Source organism: Hyphomonas oceanitis (assembly GCF_036964545.1).
Classification (GTDB): Bacteria; Pseudomonadota; Alphaproteobacteria; order Caulobacterales; family Hyphomonadaceae; genus Hyphomonas; species Hyphomonas oceanitis.
On the sequence record NZ_JBALTL010000002.1, the window covers coordinates 17,041 to 39,129 of the forward strand.

Genomic DNA, 22,089 nt, shown 5'->3' on the forward strand with positions numbered 1-22,089 from the left:
CAAAAGATCAGCACAGGGAGACAATCCTGGTCGAGCCTTGCGACTGTCCGACCCACAGATACAGCCTCTGTTTCATGAGGTGATTTTGGGCTCCCGTGGTAACCTTGGTAACTTTTTCCAACTTGACCTGACAAAGTATATCAAAGTGAGGCAAAATAATCATTGTATTTATTGTACTTTGTCAAATCGCAGCAACGTAATACAACCCCTGGTATATTTTCCTAATCTGTAGGTCGCGCGTTCGAATCGCGCCGGGGTCACCAATGTTTCTGACGCATCGCCCTACAGTTTTCCCGTTGACGCCCGCTGCATCAGCACGTATTTGACCGCCTTCCTACCCCGTGCCCAGATGGCGGAATTGGTAGACGCGCTACGTTCAGGTCGTAGTTCTCGCAAGGGAGTGGAGGTTCGAGTCCTCTTCTGCACCAAACCGCTTTCCGGAGCGGTTTTGTTTTGCAAAACTCATCAAAATCAAATGTGTAGCAGCGCGTAGCCCGAGGCCTTCCCCGTCGGTGGCCTGTGCCGGGGCCTTGGCGAGGTGGCAAATCGAGTTACAAGCGAGACCAGTTTTGAAAGCCGCAGGCAGGACAGGTGACGTGCAGATGCTCAGGACATTATTGGTTTCGGTAAGTGCTGGTCTCGTGCTGGCGGCCTGTGCACACACACTGCCCCTCGGGGGTGATGTTTCCCCGATCAATACGGCGAACATGTCCGAAACTGTCAAAGTCCTGGCATCCGACGAGTTCATGGGGCGCGCGCCCGGCACCGAAGGCGAAACGAAAACGGTTGATTACCTGATCAAGCGCTTTGCCGCACTTGGCCTGGAGCCTGGTGGGCGCGATGGCAAGTGGACGGATCCCGTGACCCTCAAGCATTCCGTCGTCACGGAGGTGCGGACGCTTAATGTGCGGTACGGCGACCTCACGATACCCATTGAACAAGGCCGCGATATTGAAATCAGCTCTGCCAATCCCCGCCCTACCATTGCCGTGAAGAACGCACCGGTCGTTTTCGTCGGCTTTGGCGTTACCGCCCCTGAGAGGGAGTGGGATGATTTCGGCGATATGGACCTGACGGGGAAGGTAGCCCTTTTCCTGGTCAATGATCCTGATTTCGGTGTGGCTGAAGACGACCCTGTCAGCGGTGTGTTCGGCGGACGGCGCATGACCTATTATGGCCGCTGGGCCTACAAGTTCGAAGAGGCGGCCCGTCGCGGCGCCGTGGCGGCGCTTGTCATTCACGAGACCAAGGCGGCCGGTTATGGCTGGAATGTCGCGTCATCCTCCCCGGGGGAGAATTATGCTGTGGCCGGGAAGGGCGCCAAGGCGGCGTCGGTCGACCTGCAGGGCTGGCTGCACGAGGATATGGCGAAGCAATGGCTGGCCCAGGCCGGCTATGATCTGGACGTCCTGCGCACGGCCGCGCGCCAGCGTGACTTTAAGGCCATTCAACTGGGTGATCTCCGCTTCAATGCAGACCTCGCCCTATCGGTTGAAACGGCCGAAAGCCAGAATGTGTTAGGCAAGATCACCGGCAAGGCGCGGCCCAACGAGACGGTCATGCTGTCAGGCCACTGGGATGCTTACGGCATCGGCGCGCCGGATGCGCAGGGGCGGGTCGTGCGGCCGGGTGCCAATGATGATGCGCTAGGCCTTGCGGGGATCATGGAGATCGCGCGTAACCTGAAAGCCGGACCGCTCCTTGACCGAACCGTGGTGTTCGCCGCCTGGACGGGCGAGGAAAGCGGCCTTCTGGGATCAGAGGCCTATGCGCAGGATCCGATCTATCCACTGGAGACGACGGTTGCCAATCTGACGCTGGATATCCTCCAGACAGCGGGACCTGCGCGTGATGTGATTCAGGTCGGCGAAGGGCAGAGTGATCTGGAAGAGCTCATGGCGGAGACGGCCGCAGGGCAGGGACGGACCGTTTCGCCAGAGGGGCTGCCGGAGAACGGGCTTTTCTATCGGGCTGACCATTTCTCGCTCGCGCGCCGCGGTGTGCCGGTGCTGCTGATCATGGGCATCGCCGGTGGGCCTGACCTGGTCGATGGCGGCCGGGAAGCAGGCAATGCGTGGGTCAAAGGCTATACGGATAATCGCTATCACAACCAGTATGATGCATGGGATCCCGAGTGGGACCTGCGCGGTGCGGCGCAGGATGTAGAGCTCTTTCTCGACATGACGCGGGACCTTGCCAATTCGCAGATTTGGCCGGATCTCAAGGAGACTTCGGAATTCAAGGCATTGCGGGATGCAAGTGCCACGGCGCGCATTGTTGACTGATCTCGGTCCGATGGGGCCTTGTTTGGCCCATTCACGCCTCGCTAGTCATCCTTCAGCACGGCATAGTATCGGACAATCATGCGCGCGACTTCCGTGCTGATATGCTCGGCATCACGCTCAGGCTCTTCAAGCACCATTTCCATGGCCGCATAGGCAAGTTCTGTCGTTAGTCGGGCAGCTGCGGCATAGCGCTCGCGGGATATGCTGGGGTCGCGTTTGGACATCGCATCTGACAGGCGTTCAGCCACCATGTCGCGCGACGCGATGCGAACTTCCCTGAGCAGGGGAATGGCGCGAAGGGCTCGAAGCACAAAAATATTGCCCGGGAAGTTGCGTGTGATTTCGTTCACGCCTTCCTGCAACAGCTGGTGGCTTTCGACGGCTTCCTCAAATGTTGACGTATTCAGGCCGCCATTGTCGATCCAGACCAAAACCGCCTGATCCTGAAGGTCCATAAGACGCTCGCCCAGCTCTCGCAGGATGGCATACTTGTTCGGAAAGTAGCGATAGAGCGCGGGCGGTGACAGGCCGGCCCTTTTGCAGACCAGATTTGTGGACAGCTTTTCAAGGCCGACCTCATCCAGAAGGTGTCCGGTCGTTTCCAGGATAAGTTCAAACGTGTCCTGCGCGCGGGCTTGCTGCGGCAATTGCTTCGTCGTCGTGTCAACTTGTGACGCGGACTTTTTCAGAGGCTTTCCGCTGGCGGCCTTGGGCATGCTGCTCATTTCTTTGGCGGTCCCCGGAGTGAAGTTGCACATTTATCTCACATGAAAACGTAACATCATCAAATGGTAATAAAAGCTATTGTAAAAGATATAGCGATCGCTACCCTATCCCAAAGCCTCAGAGGCAGATTGAAAGGAATAGTGTAATGAGATTGCGTCTTCTTGGTACCAGCGCTGCGGCGCTTTTGATGGCCGCGAGTGCATATGCGCAGGCACAGGAAGCTGATGCGGGTGCGCCAGCGCAGGCGGAGACTGAAGACGCCGTTGCTGTGCTTGAGCAGATTGTTGTGACCGCTCAGAAACGCTCTGAAAATGTTCAGGAAGTGCCGATCGCCATTACGGCCCTGTCGTCGTCGACACTGGAAAAGCAGCGCGTGACCAATGTCGTCTCACTCGACAATCTCGTTCCCGGCCTGCGTATTGCCGCAGCTGATGCGGCTGCAAACCCGAAGATTTTCATCCGCGGCTCGGGCCTCAATGACTTCAACCCCACGTCTTCAAGTGGTGTCGGTCTCTATGCAGACGGCGTCTATATCGGCTCACCGCTCGCGCAGTTCGCGACATTCTTCGATCTCGATCGTGTCGAGGTGCTGCGCGGGCCACAGGGTACGCTCTATGGTCGCAACACAACCGGCGGCGCCATAAACGTCATCAGCAAGCGCCCGACCTTTTCGCCCGAGGGCTATGCCGCGCTTGAGTATGGCACCTTCAACGCTGTTGATGCCACGGCAGCCTTCGGCGGGCCGATCGTGGAAGACAAGCTCGCCTTCCGGATTGCGGCCAAATATGCCGAAGACGATGGCTTCAGCACCAATGCGGCAACCGGACATGACGTGAACTTCACGGAACAGTATGCTGTGCGCGGCTCGCTTCTCTTCACACCTGACAGCGACACGGATGTCATGTTCACGGTCAATCGTTTCATGAACCGTGGTGGCGCTGTACAGCCAAAATCACGCGCGCTCTTTCCATCGGCGCCGGAAGCGGCTGGCCCAGACGGCGTTTGCGCGCCGAATGCCTATCGCAGCGGACTCTGCACCGATCTGCTCGGATATGCCGATACCAATCCCGATCCATACAAGGTCGACTCAAATCTCGAAGGTCTCGATAAGGTTGATCTGACCTCGCTCATGCTGTCGGTTGACCGTAGCGTTGGCGACCTGACGCTGACATCAATCACGGCTTGGCAGGACGTTAAGCGTAACGCGCAGGAAAATACTGATTCCAGCCCGCTGCAGATGATTGAATCATCTTACATCAACCAGCAGACAGAGTTCTCTCAGGAGCTGCGTCTCGCTTCGGATGTTGGTGCGCTGCAATGGGTCGTCGGTGCGTATTACATGCGCGATACAACTGACAGCAAAAGCGCTTACGACCTTCTGCGTGCCTACCGTCCATTCTTTGTGACGCCCGAGAACCCAAATGGCGCAAGCCCTGAGAATTCGATCGGCGTCTTCGGTTATCCCTACGAGCAGACAACTGACACGTATGCCATTTTCGGCCAGGCCGACTATGAGCTGACACCGGACCTCATCCTGACAACGGGTCTGCGCTGGTCTTCGGACGACAAGACGATGGATTATGCTCGCACCATCGAAGAATCGATCGTCCAGTTCTCGGTCAAGGACAGCAAGACATTCAGCGACTGGTCCGGCAAGGTAGGCCTGAAATACAATCTCAGCGACCTGTCGAATGTCTACGCAAGCTATAGCCGGGGCTACAAGAGCGGTGGTTTCTTCGGCGGCAATGCCGATGACGCCTCGCAGATTCAGCCCTATGCCAACGAGACGGTGAATGCCTATGAGGTCGGCTCCAAGAGCGATCTGATGGGCCAGCGTCTTCGCCTGAACCTGTCCGGCTTCTACTATGACTATCAGGACATACAGGCTTACTCGACTGTGCTGCGTGACGGGGTCACTGTGCAGGTGCTGGACAATGCGGCCTCCGCAGACATGTACGGTGCCGAAGCGGAACTGACCTACATGCCAGTGCGCAACCTGGACCTGTCTCTTGGGATGGCTTGGCTGCATGCTGAATATGGAGACTACAAGTCTCTGGGCGATGACTATTCCGGCGATCAGATGCCGCAGGCGCCCAAGTACAGCCTGACGTCACGCGCCCAGTACACATTTGAAATGCCAAGCGGCGCCACGATCACGCCAAGCGTTGACATCTCCTATCGCTCCAAAGTGTTTTTCGACAGCACGGAGCGTGAGCGCCTTTCCGATCCGGAGCTGTGGCTCGTCGGAGCCGAGCTCGCTATGACTTCCGCGAGCGGCCATATCGAAGGTGGCTTCTGGGGACGTAACCTCACGGATGAGGCCTACCTAACTTCGGCTAACCCGATCGACAGTCTCGGTGTTGATCTGCTGACTTATTCGCGCCCTCGCAGCGTGGGCATCTTCCTGCGCTACAACTACTAGGATGGCCCTGATGTCGGCAGGGCCCTCGGGTGAGATGGAAGCCTCACCCGAGTTTCCGGTCTCTGGCCGGAAACTCGACCGGAGTGCGTGGTCATGGGCGCTCTACCAGGGCGGCCGTGATCCCTATATCGGCCTTGTCAGCGGCTTTCTCTTCGCACCCTACTTTGCGACGGAAGTTGTCGGCGATGCCGTGAAGGGCCAGGCGATGATCGCCCAGGTCGGCATCATTTCAGGATTGACCGTAGCCTTCGCCGGCCCTGTGCTGGGGGCAACGGTCGACTTGCTTGGGCCGCGCAAGCCATGGCTCGGGCTTTGCACGCTGCTGGTCATCCCGCTGATGCTAAGTCTGTGGTTCGCGCTTCCGGGCGGAACGCTTCTGTCGCCTTGGGTCGTTGCCGGCATTCTGGCCGCGATCGCAGTGTTGCTGTCCTGCGGTGAAGTTCTGTTCTCCTCTATGCTCACCTATGCCGCCAAGCCGCGCATGCAGCCGATGGCATCAGGACTCGCGCTGTCGCTTGGGAACGTAACGTCCATTGGGCTGCTGCTCTTCATTCTTTTCGCTTTCATGCTGCCGGAAACGCCCTTGCTTGGGCTGTCAAAGGAAACGCATGAGCCGGACAGGATCGTACCAATCCTCGTGGCGGCGACATTCGCCCTGTGCGCCATCCCCATGTTCCTGTTCAGCCGTGACGCGCCATCCTTGGCCAAAAAGGCATCGCTGAAATCCATTCTCGGCGGGGTTAAATCCCTGATCGGGCTAGTCAGGAATGCAAAGGATAATTCTGACGCAATGATATACCTGCTGGCCCGGACCCTGGCGCAAGATGCTGGTGGCGTTCTTCTTGTCCTATGTGGCGTCTATGCGGCCGGCGTGATGGGGTGGGGCGCAACTGAGATGCTGGTTTACGGCCTGCTTGGGTGTGTAGCGGGCTTTATTGGCGGCTTTGCGGCTGGCTTGCTGGACGAGATGTTCGGGCCGAAAGTGGCTTTCCAGATCGAGATCGCCGGATCGGTTCTGGGCCTGATCAGTATTATTGGCGCTGCGCCTGACCAGATCCTGTTCATTCATATCGCCGATCCGGTTGCCTTGTGGAACGGACCCATGTTCACGACAGCGCCGGAAATGGCATTCCTGCTCTGCGGCTTTTTCGGCTTCGTGTTCCAGATCGCGGCCTGGTCATCCAGCCGTACACTGCTGACGCGCATCGCCCCGAAGTCGCAGATGGGCGCCTTCTTCGGGCTCGCTGCGCTGGCTGGCAACAGCACAAGCTGGCTTGGCCCGCTCTTCGTCGGCATATTTACCAGCGTGTTCAAATCGCAGCAGGCCGGTTTTATCCCTGTGACCGTATTGTTTGCGGCGGGCTTCTTTCTGCTCTTTCTGGTGAAAGGCGGCGGGCGGGAAATCGATCCCGCCTGACGCATCGGCGCAAGGTGCCTTGGCGAAGGGTTTAGCCCTCCGCCCGGCGTGTCACGCCAAACTTGTCCAGGACATTGCGGGTGATCGCGGCGACGAAGGGGGCCTTCGCAGCAAGGCCGTGCGCCCATTCCGTCGTGCCGGAGTTGAAGACCTCGCCTTTGCCCCGCTTGAAGCTCGTGATCATCGTGTGGCCGCGCAGGACGCGTTGCTGCGATGCAGGTGAGCTGTCGCCATAGGTCACTTCGGCAATGACATCGAGTTTCTCAGGTGGGATCATGGCGGCGTATCCGGTTTCGGCGTCTTCACCAAAGGCAACCGGGGCCAGCGCAATGATCTCGAGGTTCGCTGGCACGCCCAGCGTCGGAATTGCGCGCGGTAGGCCGTCTTTTCCGAATTCGAACAGGCAGCCGTCGCTTTCGTAGCCTATGAGCGGAATGTCGCCCCCCAGCACATCACCGTAGAAGAGGTCAGAGCCTTCAAGCGCCCAGTGGCGGTCATTGTAAACGGTAAAGCCGCCCTGACCGCGCGACACGCACATGCCGAGGCGGTGATAGCCACCGAAATTGAAACTGAGGCCCGTGAGTTCTGCTTCCGGTGCGCCAAAGGCGGAATGGGACCAGAGGTGCGTTGCCTGGTCTGCTGGCACGTCTTCAGCCTCGAATCCTTTCCATTTGTGGCAGACATAGGTGCGGCCATCATCTTCCCAGCGCACTTTCCAGAAGCAGGTATTGCCCGACAGGATGGCCACATTGCCGCCGGCGTCGACAAAGCGCTCGACCTGCGCGCGCTCGTTGCCGGACCAGTATTCACTGTGGCCGACAAAATAGGCGGATTCATAACTTTCGAGGATAGACTGATCGACGTCGAGATCATAGTCGGTCACGAAGTCCAGTGCGTAGCCTTCGGTCTCTGCCCAAGCCACAAATGCATGTTCCCATTTGTGCAGGAATCCGGCCGAGCCGTCATAGGGCGACACACTGTGTTCACGCATGAATTTCGGATCCGCGGCCCACGGCTTTTCCTTGAATTCACGCTTGCGCATATTGACGAGGCGCGGCGGATTTTCCGGTGGCGCGATAATCATCTGAACGAAGGGGCGCTGCGTGGAGAGAACACCGATTGCCTCGTCCATGGCCTGCGCAAACGGGACGGTGCCGTTCATCAAGCCTGTAACGTTTGAGTAGGCATTCGCGCCTCCCCACCAATTATAGGAATGGTACGTATTGGTAGAGAGGACCATGACGGCTTTCGAGCCAGTCGTGCCAACTGTAGGGCGTACACAGACAAAATGGTGAGTCTTTTGCCCGGCGGTGTCCGTCAGGCAGATGTCATAATATCCGGACTTCCAGTCCTCGCCAACTTTCACTTCCAGCGCCACGGGCCAGTTGCAGCCATCCCGGTCGACATGCGGCGGGACGGGATATTCACCTGCCTCGATGCTATCCATGGTCAGAACGATTTCACGTGCGGCGCCGACGCGGGCGATCTCCAGGAGGCATGGCCCATTCGCAACGGTGGCATGCAAAGCAAAGGATTCGCCCGGGCGGACGCTGAGGCGATCAGTATAACAGGCAAGCATGCGAAGCTCCTAATTGGGTGCTTTAGTGACGGTAGCTATAGATATCTTATGTGCAAGGGCGGTGAGGCGCGCTGCGGCATTCAGCCTTGCTTCTTCTGCCCATAGGTCTTGAAGCGATCCAGGATGCGCGACATTTCATCATCCGAAAGCAGGGCGGGCCCGCCGATGGCCAAAGTGCCCCAATAGATCGCGGCTTGCTCTTCGACTTCTTCGGTAATGAGGAGGGCATGCTTGAGGCTCGGCGCGACGACGACCTGCCCGTGATTGGCCATGAGGGCGGCATAGCGTCCGCCGAGCGTGTTGATCACGGACGTTGCAAGTTCGGCCGATCCGAATGTCGCATAGGGCGCAACGGGAATGCTCGCGCCTCCACTGACGGCAACCATATAATGGAGCGGCGGAATCTCGCGATGGGCACAGGCCAGCATTGTCGCGTGACGGGAATGGCAGTGGACGACTGCGTTGGCGTCAGGTCGCAGGGCCAGGAGTTGCTGGTGCATGCGCCATTCGCTCGACGGGCGCATGCCGTCAGGATCAAAGTGTCCATCTGCATCGATGCAGACGATATGTTCCGGCAGGAGTGCGCTCGGCGGCACACCGGTCGGCGTGACCAGAAGCGACGTGCCCAAACGGGCCGACACATTGCCGGACGTGCCACGGTTCAGACCGCGCGCGTCCATGGCTTGCATGACCTCGGTAATCTGCTCGCGCAGTTTGTTTTCAAGTGCCTTGTCCATCATGCGTCCTCAAGTACGGTTAGTGTGTGCATGGCCGCCTCTGTTGCCGCGAAGCTTTCGAGTTTGCCATAAGTTGCAAGTCCTTGCGCCACCTGCGCGGCCGTCGCAGCCGCGAACCGAAGGGCTTCAAGGTCGGCCCAACCCTTCAGGTGCGCGGCGATGAAGCCCGCACAAAAGGAGTCGCCGCAAGTCGTTGTGTCGGCCACTTTCACGGAAAAGGCCGGAAGCCGCCCTTTCAGTTCGCCTGCCGCCATCACGGCGCCCGCGCGTCCGTTCTTGATGACACAGTTGCGTGCGCCCATGGCAAGGAAAGCCTGCGCTGCCATGGCAAGATCGTCTTCACCCGTTATGCGGCGGGCTTCGTCGGCACTTGGCAGGAACCAGTCGACGTGCGGCAGTACGCGCGCCAGCTCGTCCCGTGCACTGGGGCCGGGCGCGATCAGGTCGCACACAATCACCGCGCCACTCGCTTGCGCCTGTTTCAACAGTTCTGCGCCGGGTCCGCCGTCAAATGTTGGTGCACCGATGGCCCCATAGTGCAGGTATCGCGTGTTCTGAACCGCGTCCTTGAGCGCGTCGGTCAGGGGAGGGATCGAGCCAGCACCGGGGGCGTGAAGTGTGGGCCTGCGCCCCTCATTGTCGATGGGCAAGATGGTCGTCGAGGTGGGAACACCTGCAAGCGTCTGCACGAGTTGAGTATCGACGCCGCCTTCCTCCAGAGCAAAGCGCACAAGGCGTCCGGTCAGGTCATCGCCGACCGCGCCTGCGAGCGCAGTGTTCACCCCGAGGCGAGCCGCAACACATGCCGTGCCGCCGGCTGTTCCGGCGGGCGCACAGGCGATCTGTTCGATCAGCCGACCGCCTTCATTGGCTGGAATTTCGGTAATCGGACGGCCGACCACGTCCAGCGTGATGAGCCCGACACAAATAAGATCCCGCTTCACTGAACTATCCTCCATAATTCGCCTTGCGAACCTAGACATAAATAGTAAGATAGTCAAAACTATCATTCATAATCTTTGCGAGGGCGCCATGTGGTCTAATTCTGTTGACAAGAATCTGCGTGAGCGGGCTGAGGCGGTTATACCGGGTGGCATGTACGGTCACCAGTCCGTTCGTCTCTTGCCGGATGATTACCCTCAATTCTTTGATCGGGCCTCGGGCGCCTATTTGTGGGATGTCGATGGCAATCGTTATATCGACTATATGTGTGGCTACGGTCCCAACCTTTTCGGCTATGGGCGACTGGATATTGATGCCGCCTATATTGACCGCATGAAGCAGGGCGACACGATGACGGGTCCTGCCGGGCTCATGGTCGAGCTTGCCGAACAGATTACGGCGCTGGTTACGCATGCCGACTGGGCAATGTTCTGCAAGAATGGCACAGATGCAACAACGATGGCGATGATGATCGCCCGCAACCATACGCGCCGCAAGACCATCGTACTCGCCAAAGGTGCGTATCACGGCGCCGCGCCATGGTGCACACCATTGCGAAACGGTGTTGTGCCGAGTGACCGGGCCCACCAGATTTTCTACGACTATAATGATGTTGAAAGCCTGGAGGCTGCCGTCCGTGAGGCGGGTGATGATCTGGCGGCTGTCTTTGCCTCGCCGATCAAGCACGACACATTTGTGGATCAGCAAGATCTCGACCCGGCCTATGCACGCCGCGCACGTGAACTATGTGACGAAACGGGCGCGCTGCTGATAGTCGACGATGTGCGGGCTGGCCTGCGCCTCGCGCGTGACTGCAGCTGGTCACGCGTCGGAGTCCAGCCGGATCTGTCAAGCTGGGGCAAATCGATTGCAAACGGCCATCCGATCTCCGCGCTTCTCGGCGCCGAGAAAGCGCGCGCCGCAGCGGCAACAATCTATGTCACCGGCTCTTACTGGTTTTCTGCTGCCCCCATGGCTGCCTCGCTTGCAACGCTGAAAATGGTGCGCGAGACAGACTATCTTGAGCGCACCCAGATTTTGGGTGAACGTCTAAGGTCCGGATTGGACGAAGCGGCAATACGCCACGGATTTTCACTTCGGCAAACCGGCCCGGCTGTCATGCCTCTTATCATGTTCGACAACGATCCGGGGCTCGGGAAGGGATATCTCTGGAACGATGCACTGATGAAACGTGGCGTTTATTTCCACCCATGGCACAACATGTTCATCTGTGCGGCGATGACAGAAAAAGACATCGACGACACGCTCCAGGCCAGTGACGAGGCCTTCAAGATTGTTCGCGATGCAGGCGCGATACCGCCAGTCGAAAAGCTCGCTGTACTAAGCAAACTCACAAATGCTGACTGAAGCAGCTGTGCGGCTGAATGAAATGGCTGACCGGATCGGATCATCCGTTCATGCTGAGGCGGGCGTTCTGTCGATTGACCTCTCGGCGGTCATTGCAAACTATCGCTTCGTTCAGATGAAAGCGCCTGCGGCGCGCATTGGCGCAGTGGTCAAGGCAGATGCTTATGGGTTGGGCGCGCGTACCATAGCGCCTGCGCTCGCAGGTGCAGGCTGCCGGGACTTCTTTGTGGCGCATCTCGCAGAGGCGCTGGAACTGGTTCCAGGCCTTCCCGAATCTGCGCGCCTCTATGTGCTCAACGGTCTTGCGCCTGGCATGGAAGGTCTGTGTGCGCAGGCCGGTATATTTCCGGTACTCAATACGCTGGAACAAGCGCGACACTGGCAGAGACAGGCGGCCGAGATCGGCCAAAAATTGCCAGCTGTCCTCCAGCTGGATACGGGCATGTCCCGTCTGGGACTCGGGATGAATGATCTGGAAACGCTCCTGCGGCAGCCCGGTTTCCTTGACTGGGTCGACCTGCGCGTTGTGATGAGCCATCTGGCCTGCGCTGATATGCCTGATGCGCCTGCCAATGCAGACCAGGCCAGGCGTTTTGCGGAGATGGCGATACGCGTGCCGGGAGCGCAGAGATCGCTGGCCAATTCTGCAGCCGCCATGGGCATGTCTGATCATGCTGACGGTCTGGTTCGTCCCGGACTGGTGCTCTATGGTATTGATCCCTTGCCCGGTCCGACGAAAGGTCTTCGTCCTGCGATCGCACTTTCTGCACGGGTGATCCAGATCCGGACTGTGCCAGCCGGTGTGGGGGTCGGCTATGACCATGACTATGTGACGCCCTCACCCCGGCGGCTTGCAACACTATCGGTGGGATATGCGGATGGTTGGCCGCGCGCACTTGGTGGCAAAGGCGCGGTATGGCTAAACGGCGTTTCGCTCCCGCTCGTGGGGCGTGTCTCGATGGATACGTGCACGGCGGACGTCACAGAAATCTCGGCGGAAAGCATAGAGCCTGGCGACATGGTTGAGCTGATCGGCCAGCATCAAAGCGTATCCGATCTGGCGACACTGCTCGACACGGCGCCGCATGCGGTTCTCACCGGCCTTGGTAAGCGGTTTGAGCGGCGCTTCACGGGTCAGGCTCAATAGGGCTTAGAGGTATAAAATGAAAGTTGTTGTTCTGGGTGCAGGCGTCGTCGGCGTGACGACAGCCTATTATGCTTCTGTTGCGGGGCATGATGTCACCGTGATTGATCGCCAGTCGGGCCCAGCCCTTGAGACGAGTTTCGCCAATGCAGGCGAGATATCACCAGGCTATGCGGCGCCATGGGCGGCGCCGGGAATACCACTCAAGGCGCTCAAATGGCTGCTTATGGAGCATGCGCCGCTAGTGGTTCAGCCGCGGCCTGACCCTGCCATGATTAGCTGGGGCCTCCGTATGCTGCGCAATTGTACCCCGCAGCGCTATGCCATCAACAAGGCGCGAATGGTGCGCCTCTCGACCTATAGCCGTGCGATGCTGCAGGCGTTGAGAGAAACGGAGGCCATTGAATATGATCACCGCACACTGGGCACGCTTCAGCTTTTCCGGACGCATGCCCAGCTTGATTCAGCTGAAATGGATATTGGCGTCCTGAAGGGTGAGGGTGTAAATTTCGAACTTCTGGATGCGGAAGGGTGCCGTCAGATCGAGCCCGGCCTGCGCAAGGCAGAGACGCCGATCGTAGGTGGTCTACGGCTGCCCGCTGACGAGACTGGCGATTGTTTCAAGTTTACGCAGGCGCTGGCGGCAATTGCGGAACAACGCGGCGTACATTTCATGTGGAATGCGCCGATCGAAAAACTGGAGCGTCAGGGCAACCGTGTCTCGGTGTGCGTTGCCGGCAATAGCATCAACGCTGATGCATTTGTCCTTGCTTGCGGAAGCTGGTCGCCTGTTCTGGCGCGTCCTATCGGGCTGCGCTTGCCGGTTTACCCGGTGAAGGGTTATTCGATTACAGTTCCTGTCGGCGACGACCAAAGCGCGCCGCAATCCACCTTGCTGGACGAGACCTATAAAGTAGCCATTACCCGGCTTGGCGATCGCATCCGGGTGGGGGGAATGGCAGAGCTTGCCGGGTTCGACCGCAGCCTCAACCCTCGGCGACAGAGAACGCTTGAGCATTCGCTTTTGAGCCTGTTCCCGAAGGCGACTGAGTCCACGGAGCGGTCTTTTTGGTCCGGTTTCCGCCCCATGACACCCGATGGTACGCCGCTGATCGGTAAAACTGGCTTTGACAATCTCTATCTCAACACAGGGCATGGCACGTTGGGCTGGACAATGTCGTGCGGGTCGGCGCGGGTGGTTGCAGACCTGATCTCGGGCCAAACGCCGGATATTCGCGCAGATGACCTGGGCCTGGACCGCTAGTTCGGTCAATGCATCAGTTGGAGGCGGCTGAATCCCGTATATCGGCATTCAGCTCTGCCAGTTTTAGGCTGACAGCGTAGGCCTTGCGGGTTTCCATGCTGGCCATAATAAGGCCGGCTTGTTCGCTGCGCATGAGGCGCAGGAAATTGCCGGCAAAATCAGGCTCCATCTGATTGAAAATGGCCGCCGCCTGGTCTGGCTTCATTGAGCCGTACATGCGGGCCAGATGCATGATGTCCTCGTCCGAGGTGGTCTGCATTTCCTTCCAGCGCGCTTCGAGTGTTTCCTGAAGGGCGTTCAGCTCAGCCGTTCGGCTATCGAGCTCGAGTGAGCGAGCCTTCAATGCAAGGGTATCTCCCTGCAGCTGGTCTTCCTGCGCGGCGATCAACTCCTGCTCTGCGGTGATTGCTGCTGCCGTCTCGGCGGTGAAGCAGACTTCGTCAATCGGTCTTGCTTCGGGTGCGGCGGCGGCTTCCACCACTTCATGCGCGTCTTCCTCGCTGGCATGCGTGCCTGCGGCCAGTGCTTCTGCGGCAGTTGCAAGATTGCTTGGCAGGAAACGCACGGCGGCACCGACGGCAAAGAGAAAGCCGAGCGTCAGGAGGACATACGAGCCGCGGTTATTCAATGATTTCATCGCGTTATTCCGCCGGATACGGGATGGCGGGCCTGCGCGCAGGCGCAGAGGCGCATCCGCGTTCCGCATCTTTTTCTGTCAGTTCACGGAATTCTTGCATCATGTTCGTCATCTCAACGATTCGGCTCTTCGACTGGTCGAGGATGATCCGCATCATGATGCCGAGTTCCGTTTGCGTGTTGGTCACCTGATCGACAGCGCTCTGCTGGGTGGTTTCCAGTGAGGACTGAACCGTCTCCAGGCGGGCGCAGGTGGCATTGGCTTCTTCGAGGAGGCCGGCAAGGCGGCCGGCCATCTCGCCGACATGTGACCGGGTTTCCTGTGTTGAACTCGACATGGCCGAAATCGACTTGGACATGGCCAGAATGGTGGCCCCAAGGCCATCCTTTGTGTTCTGCAGCGCCTTCAGGCGCCGACTGAGCACGAAGCAATAGACGCAGGCCGCACTCGACACCAGGATGATCGCAATGTCTGTGGGTTCGAAACTCATCGCCTTACCTCAACAGGAATTCTGTAATCAGGACGCCATCAGAAACGCCGCCACCGAGCACCAGTTGTGAGCGCCGCCCGAGTTGGTCCCGCATATGGGAATAAAAGCCGGGATTCTCGAAATCTGTCAGCTCCACAGACCGCAGGTAATTTGTGAAGGCGTCGACCAGCACTGGCTCCGCATCGGTGACGGCGGACGTGCTGCCCGAGTCGCATATGATCGCAATCTTCAGCTTTATGTACCGCGTCGCTGGTTCGCTTCCGATCGTGACGAGAATATCCCGAAGCTCGACATAAGACTGGTTGGGCTTGATGGATGATTCGGCAACTGTAGGTGATTCTCCGGGGGCACACACCGGTGTCGCATCGGCAGGGGCCGAAGGTGTAAGAAAAAAGACGGTGGCAAACGAGGTTGCGAGCGCGCCCACAGCGAGCAGCGCCAAGCCGACGACACCGCCGGATTTCGCACCAGCCGGTGCAGCGTCAACGCCATCTGTACTCGCGGCCTTCGAAGCCTTCTTCCCCGCCATAGGCAGTCACCTAATTTACCATCCCAGATGTCTGTTAAACAAATGTTGGGGTAAAGGAACCGTTAACAATTACTCGTAATAAATTAACCAATACCGGGAGCAGGGTTCAGTTCGGAGTTGGTGGGTTATGAGTTTTATCTCAACCTTGAGAGGGTTGCCGTTGTCTCGGCAAATCATGCTTGGGGTGGCTGTCCTTGGCGTTGCACTGGCAATGGCGTTTCTCGTGCGGGGCGCGACGCAACAGCCTATGTCACTGCTATACTCCGGCCTTGAGCCAGCGCCGACAGGCGAGATCATTGAAGAACTCGAAAAGCGTGGCACGCCCTATGAAATTCGCGGCGACGCGATTTTCGTTGGCGCAAAGGACCGCGACGCCGTTCGCTTTTCCCTCGCCAAGGCTGGCCTGCCGCAACAGTCAGTTCAGGGCTATGAGCTGCTCGATAGCGTAAACGGTTTTTCCGTCACCTCGGAAATGTATAACGCCGCGTACTGGCGCGCCAAAGAAGGCGAACTGACCCGCACCATTCTCGCCATCCCTGGCATTGAATCGGCCCGTGTTCATATCGGAGCCAGCCTGCGAAGCGGATTTTCGCGCAGCGCCCCGAAAGAGACTGCCTCCGTAACGTTGGCCACCAAGTATGATCTTTCCAGCGGGCAGGCGCAGGCGATCCAGTATCTGGTCGCGCTCGCCATTTCCGGCATGAGCCCGGACGAAGTGGCGGTCATCGATTCCAAGAAGGGCATCCTCGCCGGACCGGGCAACGACACTGCCAAGCAGCCGGGCGTACAGGCTGAAACGCAGGAAGGCATGCTCGAGCAGAAAGTCATGCGGCTGCTGGAGGCGCGCGTTGGGCCAAACAATGCGCGCGTTTCTGTTTCGGTGGACGTCAGCCATGAGAGCCTGCGCACATCCGCCGTCACGTTCGATCCGGACTCCCGTGTTGTACGAAACCGGTCGACCGGTGATGTCAGCGAGTCGAGCGGCGGAACATCCGGCGCCGTCACGGCGGCGAGCAACCTGCCGCAGGCGAATGATGCGCCTGGCGGTTCGTCCAATAGCACAGCCCGTAATTCGAATGAGACGGTCTCCTATGAGATCAACGAGACGCGCACCGAAACGGAGCGCATGCCGGGCGCGATTGAGCGTATTTCAATGGCGGTACTCCTCAACGATCAGGTTCTTGGCATCGATCCTGCGGCCCCCGATGCGGCAACCCTTACCGAACAGATGGCTGTCGATTTCAAGCAGTTGATCATTTCAGGCGCTGGCCTCGACACAAGCCGCGGCGATGACCTGACGGTTGAATTCATGCCTTTCCAGGCGCTGCCAGAACCTGAAATGGTTCAGGCACCCAGCCTCGTGCAGCAGCTGATGGAGCGCTATATGTGGTCTGGTATCAAGATTGTGGTTCTCGGTCTCGTGGTCATTGTGCTGGCGTTCGGCGTGATCCGTCCCCTGCTCAGCCAGAAGCCGCAGCTGGAAGGCATGGCTGGCGGCGCGGGTGATCCTTTTGCTCTGGGCGTCGATGGCGCTGCCGCAGACCCGTTCCTGTCATTGAAAGACTATACCTCTACGCGCCAGGATGATGCAGCAGCCATCCTTCAGGAATGGTTGAATGAAGACCGGAAGGCGGCTGTCAATGAGTGAAGGCTTCCTTGCCACTCGGCCGCGGTTTGATATGGACGCTCTGGCGCCTGTGTCCAATGCGCGCCGCATTCTTCTGAGACAGACGGTTGCTGAGCCTGAGCTGGAACAGCCTGTTCCGGAAGTCGCGGCGCCCGATCCCGAGCCTGAAATAATGGCGCCCGTTCATCCGGATTTTGCTGATGTCGAGATTGTCGTGGCGGCCCTCTCGGACACGATAGAGCGGCTGGAAAGAGAGTCGCGTCAACAAACGCTCAAGACAACACAGGCCCTCGCTGCGCGCCTTTTTCCGGAGCTCTCTCGCGCGTTTCTGGCACAAGAGATTGCACAACACCTGAGTTCCATGGTGCCGACGACGGCTCCCGCCGTTGAGATTCGCGCGCAATCGCTCCTCGCCGAAAAGTTGCGTGAGCTGGTTGCTGCCTCGCCAACGCTGAGTGAGCGATGTGCCGTCGTCGCAGCCGGACCAGACGAGAGTTCCCGCGTAGAGGTGTCGTGGGAAACCGGCGGTGTCACCTTCGATTTCGATGGGCTTCTAACGGCCTGCCTTGCCCAGCTGGATTCCCCTCAAGCACCGATCAAAGAGTAAAATCATGGCAAACCCCGAAGAGATTCAACAACCTGATGCCGACCGGCGCGAAACGACGACCGCGAACAAGTACCGGCGCTCTATTTTCAACGTACCGGTCACCGTTACGGTGTCGATCGGGCAGGCGCGATTGAGTGTCTCGGAAATTCTCGAACTGCGCCCTGAATCAGTTGTCCCTTTGACATCGCGCATTGATGATCCTGTCAATATAACGATCGAAAACAAACTGATCGCGCGGGGCGAACTGGTCGAAACAGAAGACGGATCGCTGGGCGTCAAGATCACCGAAATATCAGAGCAGGCAGGCGATGCCATCGCTTAGGAGCGTCGGCGTCTATCGCTTTCTGGCAATCCTGATTGCGGCGCTTGGGTGCGTCGCAATGGCTGCCCATGCGCAAGCCGCCCCGCCGACGCCCATGGCAGGCCTCGATGACGTCCTGAACGGGGCGGGGGGAGGGCTCAGCCGCTCGACAATCCAGCTATTCCTGCTGATCTCGGTGCTGAGCCTCGTGCCGGCGATCGCGATGATGGTCACATGCCTTCCCTTCATGGTGATCGTGTTTTCCTTCATGCGCCAGGCCATTGGCGTGCCGCAGGCGCCGCCGAACATGATGATCATGGCGCTTGCCATGTTCCTGACCTTCTTCGTCATGGAACCGGTCTTCAAGGATGCCTGGGAGACAGGCATCTCGCCTTATATGGATGGCGTGTCGACAGAGGAGCAGGCCTGGGTGGACACGACCGGGCCGTTTCGCGAATTCATGTCGCGCCGTATTGAGCCGGAAACGATTGTGGTGCTCGGTGAGGCTGTGAACCGTCCGGTTGTGGAAGGTGAGGCACCGTCTTTTTCCCTTCTGGCAACCGCCTTCATGCTGTCGGAAATCAAGCATGCCTTCCAGATCGGCTTTGTGATCTTCCTGCCCTTCATGGTGATCGACCTGGTCGTTGCGTCTGTCCTGATGGCGGTAGGCATGATGATGGTTCCGCCAACAGTTGTTTCCCTTCCGTTTAAGCTTGGATTCTTCATTCTGGCTGATGGTTGGCTAAAGATCACCGAAGCGGTTTTGAGAGGATATACCGGATGAGCACCCAGCCCCGTACGGAACTGGCCACGAGACTCTCAACAACGCCTGAGCCGGTTGTGCCACGGCTTGTGCCGGTGTCGACGATTTCGCCGTCGCAACGCGCCGCTGTTATCATCGCAATGCTGGGCGAGGCGGCTGCCAAGCCGATTGTCGAGAAACTGGATGATGCGGCGCTGGCAAAGGTGGCGGTAGCATTGCAGAATATCTCTTTCGTGGCACGCGACGAGATTGTCGCGATCGTCATCGACTTCCTGACCCATTTGCGCGGCTCCGATGGTGCCCTGCGCGGCGGACGGGATAAGGCCCGCGAAGTGCTGGCGGGCGTGCTCGACGCCGAAAAGCTTGCGATGATCATGGGCGATGAGAAAGCCAGCAAGCAGGCTGTGCCTGGAACGGCTGAAGTATCAGCCGACCCATGGGTGCGCTTTGCCCGCCGTGAGCCCAAACAGATCGCTGCCTATCTAGGCAAGCTCTCTCCCAACATCATCGCTCTTATCCTCCGCAAGATGGAGCTTGGAGTCGCATCGGAAGTCCTGGCCCTCTTGGATGATTCCAAACTGACGCCTGCCATGGGCTTCATGGTGCAGGCCCAGAAGGTGGATCCGGGAATCGACCAGGTTCTGGCCCGCATGATCGAGATGGAATTTCTCAACAATGAAGACGAAGGATCTGAAGAGAATGATGATCACCTGTCGGCGATTGGTGAATTGCTGAGCCTTATTCCGGCGGAGAAACGCGACACGCTGGTCAAGTTCCTCGAGACCTCGCATGAGGACAAGTTGCAGGGTATCCAGAAGTCACTCTTCACGATTGATGGCTTGCCGGACATGCTGCCGAAGAATGGCGTGCCTGTCGTTTTCCGCGAACTGGACGAGGCCACCTCGCTCAAATTGCTCAGCAGTCTGCAAGGGCCTTATCCTGCCGTGGCGGAATTTCTGCTGGGCAACATTTCCTCGCGTCTGGCAGACAAGCTGCGTGAGGAACTGGGGGAGGCCAAAGCGCCCTCGCCGGTCGAAGGCGAACAGGTGCAGCGCGAGTTCCTGAGCATGCTCATGACCATGAAGCGCAGTGGTCAGATCACGCTCGTGACGACCCCAGCGCCAGCTGAAGCCTGAGCTTCAAGTAACGTCCTCTAGCGTACGATCAGCTCGGCGTGGATCGCGCCGGCGGCCTTCATCGCCCGGATGATATCGGCCATTTCCTGAGGTGACACGCCCAGCGCATTAAGCCCGGTGATCAACTGGGACAGGGAAACGTTTTCATCAAGCATCGCGATATTGCCATTGCCGGTATTCCCGATCGTGATCTGCGAACGTGGTACCGTCGTGGTTTCGCCTTGCGAGAACGGATTTGGCTGGGACACGATGGGCGATTCTACGATCTTGATCGATATATTGCCTTGGGCGATCGCCACTTTCGAGATCGTCACATCTTCACCCAGAACAATCGTGCCTGATTTCTCGTCGATCACGATGCGTGCAGGTGTCGACACGGCGACCGAAAGGTTCTCGATGCTGGCGAGCACGCGGGAAGGGGAGTCAGTCACTTGCAGCAGGTCCAGGTCGATCGTGCCGGAGTCGCGCATCGAAGCCATCTGGAAACCAACGGATTTGTTGATCGTGTCTTCAATCCGGGCTGCGGTCGTGAAATCGGGATTGCGCAGGGCCAGCGTGACGATGTTACGGTCATTGAAGGCATAGTTGATTTCACGCTCAACACGGGCGCCATTCGGCACGCCGCCTGTGGTCGGCGAGCCGCGCGACTCGCTGGCGCCGGCAGCCTGCACATTGATGCCGCTGACAATGATGCTGCCCTGCGCGACAGCATAAACCTCATTGTCGGCGCCCTTGAGAGGCGTCAGGATAAGTGTGCCACCTTCAAGGCTTTTCGCGTCGCCGATCGAGGCAACGGTCACATCTATCGTGGAGCCGTTACGTGCAAAGGACGGGAAGGTCGCCGTAACAAGTACAGCCGCGACGTTCTTTGGTTTGATGTCTTCACCCTGAACGTTCACGCCAAGGCGCTCCAGCATATAAGACAGGGAATCTTCGGTGAAGGGGGAATTTTTGACGGAATCGCCTGTGCCATTGAGGCCAACGACTATGCCATACCCAACGAGATCGTTCTCGCGCACGCCTTCAACATCCACGATGTCGCGAATGCGTGGCTCAGCGGCGGCCGACATGGGCAATGCAAAGAGGATTGCCGCGATCAGGGCCTTGAGTCGGGGGGCGCGGGTCATGGCATTACCTCAAGAAATTGAGCAGGGTCAGATTGGCGAGGCGCGACGTCAGCGTATAGGCGGCCTCAAGGCTGCTTTCGAGCTCTTTGAGTTCGGAGGCGGCTTCATACTGGTCGCGGGCTGTCAGCTCATTGAAGGCTGCTGTCAGAACGGTTTTCTCGACCCCAAGTGATTCTTTTTCTGTCTGCACGCGAGCCTGGGAAAGGCCAACCACTGCACGCACATTGATCAATGAAGTCTGCCCGTCAGTCAGGCTCTGCGCGGCGACAGCGACAGCAGAGCTTGCGCCATTCAGAATGGGAAGGGCCTCGTCCGGCCCGGAAAGCGCCATGACGGCTAATCCGGAAATAATCTTTAACAGGCTGTCATTTGTGCCGGGAACGGACTCAGGATCAGACGCTGTTTCCGTTCCGGCATAAATATTTGCCCGCCACCCGCCCGTCGGTGAGTTGAAATAGGTGTCCAATTGTGCGGCAAAGTCAGCGTCATCTGTTGCCGTGGTCGCGATCTGCCGAATATCCGACAACAAGTCGTCGACCGAGGCAAAGGGCGGCGTTGTCGCTGCGTCGCCTGCAAATAGATATCTCTCGCCATAGCGGACATTGAGTGCCGAAAAGGTCTCGCTCAACGCCGACTTGGAATCTCGAGCGGTCGCCGTTTTCGACGCAACGTCATCAGACGCCAGGGCGGCCTGCATACGTGCGGGAAGGCCACTGATGCTGCTCTGAACAACTTCCAGACTGCGTTGGGTCAGTTCCAGCCGCCCTTCGCGGATCTGAAGACGCACACCCTGTTGCTCAATGTCGTCGATCGCCTTCTGGCCAAGCATGGCCTGGCTGATCCGGCCCGAGAGGTGGCGCGTCATGTCTTCGTAGCGACCGGTCACCGTCTCCTTTGACGTCGTCTCCAGACGCTCGCGAATGGCCTTTATCTCAGGACTGAGGCCCTGCGATGAGGTGAGAGAGGAGGGTGGCAGGAAACGAAGCAT

20 protein-coding genes and 1 tRNA gene are annotated in these 22,089 nt (G+C 58.6%); 12 read left to right on the forward strand and 9 right to left on the reverse strand.

Going from position 1 to position 22,089, the window contains the following annotated elements:
- Nucleotides 1-343: 343 nt before the first annotated feature.
- Nucleotides 344-428, forward strand: a tRNA-Leu gene (locus V7651_RS04815).
- Between the two features lie 174 nt (nucleotides 429-602).
- Nucleotides 603-2,285: a M20/M25/M40 family metallo-hydrolase gene (locus V7651_RS04820; RefSeq protein WP_335612419.1), complete on the forward strand. Its 1,683-nt coding sequence runs from the start codon at nucleotides 603-605 to the stop codon at nucleotides 2,283-2,285.
- Nucleotides 2,286-2,326: 41 nt separating this feature from the next.
- Here the strand turns inward: V7651_RS04820 and V7651_RS04825 are convergent, their stop codons facing one another.
- Nucleotides 2,327-3,010 carry a TetR/AcrR family transcriptional regulator gene (locus V7651_RS04825; protein ID WP_206741576.1) on the reverse strand — a complete coding sequence of 228 codons (684 nt, stop codon included), beginning with the start codon at nucleotides 3,008-3,010 and terminating at the stop codon, nucleotides 2,327-2,329.
- A gap of 146 nt (nucleotides 3,011-3,156) precedes the next feature.
- Between V7651_RS04825 and V7651_RS04830 the strand changes: the two genes are divergently transcribed.
- The gene (locus tag V7651_RS04830; protein WP_335612420.1) at nucleotides 3,157-5,433 is read left to right on the forward strand and encodes a TonB-dependent receptor; all 2,277 of its coding nucleotides are present in this window, start codon (nucleotides 3,157-3,159) and stop codon (nucleotides 5,431-5,433) included.
- 10 nt (nucleotides 5,434-5,443) lie between these two features.
- The gene (locus V7651_RS04835; RefSeq protein WP_335612421.1) at nucleotides 5,444-6,850 is read left to right on the forward strand and encodes an MFS transporter; all 1,407 of its coding nucleotides are present in this window, start codon (nucleotides 5,444-5,446) and stop codon (nucleotides 6,848-6,850) included.
- 31 nt (nucleotides 6,851-6,881) lie between these two features.
- Here the strand turns inward: V7651_RS04835 and V7651_RS04840 are convergent, their stop codons facing one another.
- From V7651_RS04840 to V7651_RS04850, 3 genes are all read right to left on the reverse strand, one after another.
- Nucleotides 6,882-8,429: a N,N-dimethylformamidase beta subunit family domain-containing protein gene (locus tag V7651_RS04840; RefSeq protein ID WP_335612422.1), complete on the reverse strand. Its 1,548-nt coding sequence runs from the start codon at nucleotides 8,427-8,429 to the stop codon at nucleotides 6,882-6,884.
- A gap of 80 nt (nucleotides 8,430-8,509) precedes the next feature.
- Nucleotides 8,510-9,166, reverse strand: coding sequence for a class II aldolase/adducin family protein (locus V7651_RS04845; protein WP_418887224.1), 657 nt, complete (start codon nucleotides 9,164-9,166; stop codon nucleotides 8,510-8,512).
- On the reverse strand, nucleotides 9,166-10,110 hold the full coding sequence (locus V7651_RS04850) for a carbohydrate kinase family protein (protein WP_335612424.1): 945 nt from the start codon (nucleotides 10,108-10,110) through the stop codon (nucleotides 9,166-9,168). Before V7651_RS04850 ends, V7651_RS04845 begins: the two co-directional genes overlap by 1 nt.
- A gap of 88 nt (nucleotides 10,111-10,198) precedes the next feature.
- On the opposite strand from V7651_RS04850, the gene V7651_RS04855 reads away from it, so the two are divergent.
- The 3 genes from V7651_RS04855 to V7651_RS04865 are packed head-to-tail and all read left to right on the forward strand — an operon-like array spanning nucleotide 10,199 to nucleotide 13,884.
- Nucleotides 10,199-11,476, forward strand: coding sequence for an aminotransferase class III-fold pyridoxal phosphate-dependent enzyme (locus V7651_RS04855; protein ID WP_335612425.1), 1,278 nt, complete (start codon nucleotides 10,199-10,201; stop codon nucleotides 11,474-11,476).
- The gene (alr, locus tag V7651_RS04860) at nucleotides 11,466-12,623 is read left to right on the forward strand and encodes an alanine racemase (protein WP_335612426.1); all 1,158 of its coding nucleotides are present in this window, start codon (nucleotides 11,466-11,468) and stop codon (nucleotides 12,621-12,623) included. The genes V7651_RS04855 and alr overlap by 11 nt, the downstream gene beginning before the upstream one ends.
- Nucleotides 12,624-12,639: 16 nt before the next feature.
- Entirely contained in the window at nucleotides 12,640-13,884 is a 1,245-nt protein-coding gene (locus tag V7651_RS04865) for a D-amino acid dehydrogenase (protein ID WP_335612427.1), read from the forward strand.
- 13 nt (nucleotides 13,885-13,897) lie between these two features.
- On the opposite strand, the gene V7651_RS04870 is transcribed toward V7651_RS04865, so the two are convergent.
- Genes V7651_RS04870 through V7651_RS04880 form a run of 3 tightly spaced genes read right to left on the reverse strand, consistent with a single transcriptional unit; the run spans nucleotide 13,898 to nucleotide 15,540 of the window.
- Nucleotides 13,898-14,521 (reverse strand): MotE family protein, encoded by a 624-nt coding sequence (locus V7651_RS04870; RefSeq protein WP_335612428.1) that lies wholly within the window; start codon nucleotides 14,519-14,521, stop codon nucleotides 13,898-13,900.
- 4 nt (nucleotides 14,522-14,525) lie between these two features.
- On the reverse strand, nucleotides 14,526-15,011 hold the full coding sequence (locus V7651_RS04875) for a hypothetical protein (protein WP_335612429.1): 486 nt from the start codon (nucleotides 15,009-15,011) through the stop codon (nucleotides 14,526-14,528).
- 4 nt (nucleotides 15,012-15,015) lie between these two features.
- Nucleotides 15,016-15,540: a flagellar basal body-associated FliL family protein gene (locus V7651_RS04880; RefSeq protein WP_335612430.1), complete on the reverse strand. Its 525-nt coding sequence runs from the start codon at nucleotides 15,538-15,540 to the stop codon at nucleotides 15,016-15,018.
- 175 nt (nucleotides 15,541-15,715) lie between these two features.
- On the opposite strand from V7651_RS04880, the gene fliF reads away from it, so the two are divergent.
- From fliF to V7651_RS04905, 5 genes are read left to right on the forward strand one after another with little or no spacing between them, the layout of a single operon-like run.
- Complete coding sequence (gene fliF, locus V7651_RS04885) at nucleotides 15,716-17,188, forward strand: flagellar basal-body MS-ring/collar protein FliF (protein ID WP_335612987.1); 1,473 nt, start codon at nucleotides 15,716-15,718, stop codon at nucleotides 17,186-17,188.
- A complete protein-coding gene (locus tag V7651_RS04890; RefSeq protein WP_335612431.1) occupies nucleotides 17,181-17,774 on the forward strand; it encodes a hypothetical protein in 594 nt (197 codons plus the stop codon). The genes fliF and V7651_RS04890 overlap by 8 nt, the downstream gene beginning before the upstream one ends.
- Nucleotides 17,775-17,778: 4 nt before the next feature.
- On the forward strand, nucleotides 17,779-18,096 hold the full coding sequence (locus tag V7651_RS04895) for a FliM/FliN family flagellar motor switch protein (RefSeq protein WP_335612432.1): 318 nt from the start codon (nucleotides 17,779-17,781) through the stop codon (nucleotides 18,094-18,096).
- On the forward strand, nucleotides 18,083-18,859 hold the full coding sequence (locus V7651_RS04900; RefSeq protein ID WP_335612433.1) for a flagellar type III secretion system pore protein FliP: 777 nt from the start codon (nucleotides 18,083-18,085) through the stop codon (nucleotides 18,857-18,859). The genes V7651_RS04895 and V7651_RS04900 overlap by 14 nt, the downstream gene beginning before the upstream one ends.
- Nucleotides 18,856-19,974: a FliG C-terminal domain-containing protein gene (locus tag V7651_RS04905; protein WP_335612434.1), complete on the forward strand. Its 1,119-nt coding sequence runs from the start codon at nucleotides 18,856-18,858 to the stop codon at nucleotides 19,972-19,974. The genes V7651_RS04900 and V7651_RS04905 overlap by 4 nt, the downstream gene beginning before the upstream one ends.
- 17 nt (nucleotides 19,975-19,991) lie before the next feature.
- Here the strand turns inward: V7651_RS04905 and V7651_RS04910 are convergent, their stop codons facing one another.
- Nucleotides 19,992-21,101: a flagellar basal body P-ring protein FlgI gene (locus tag V7651_RS04910; protein ID WP_035539496.1), complete on the reverse strand. Its 1,110-nt coding sequence runs from the start codon at nucleotides 21,099-21,101 to the stop codon at nucleotides 19,992-19,994.
- 4 nt (nucleotides 21,102-21,105) lie between these two features.
- Entirely contained in the window at nucleotides 21,106-22,089 is a 984-nt protein-coding gene (locus V7651_RS04915) for a flagellin (protein WP_335612435.1), read from the reverse strand.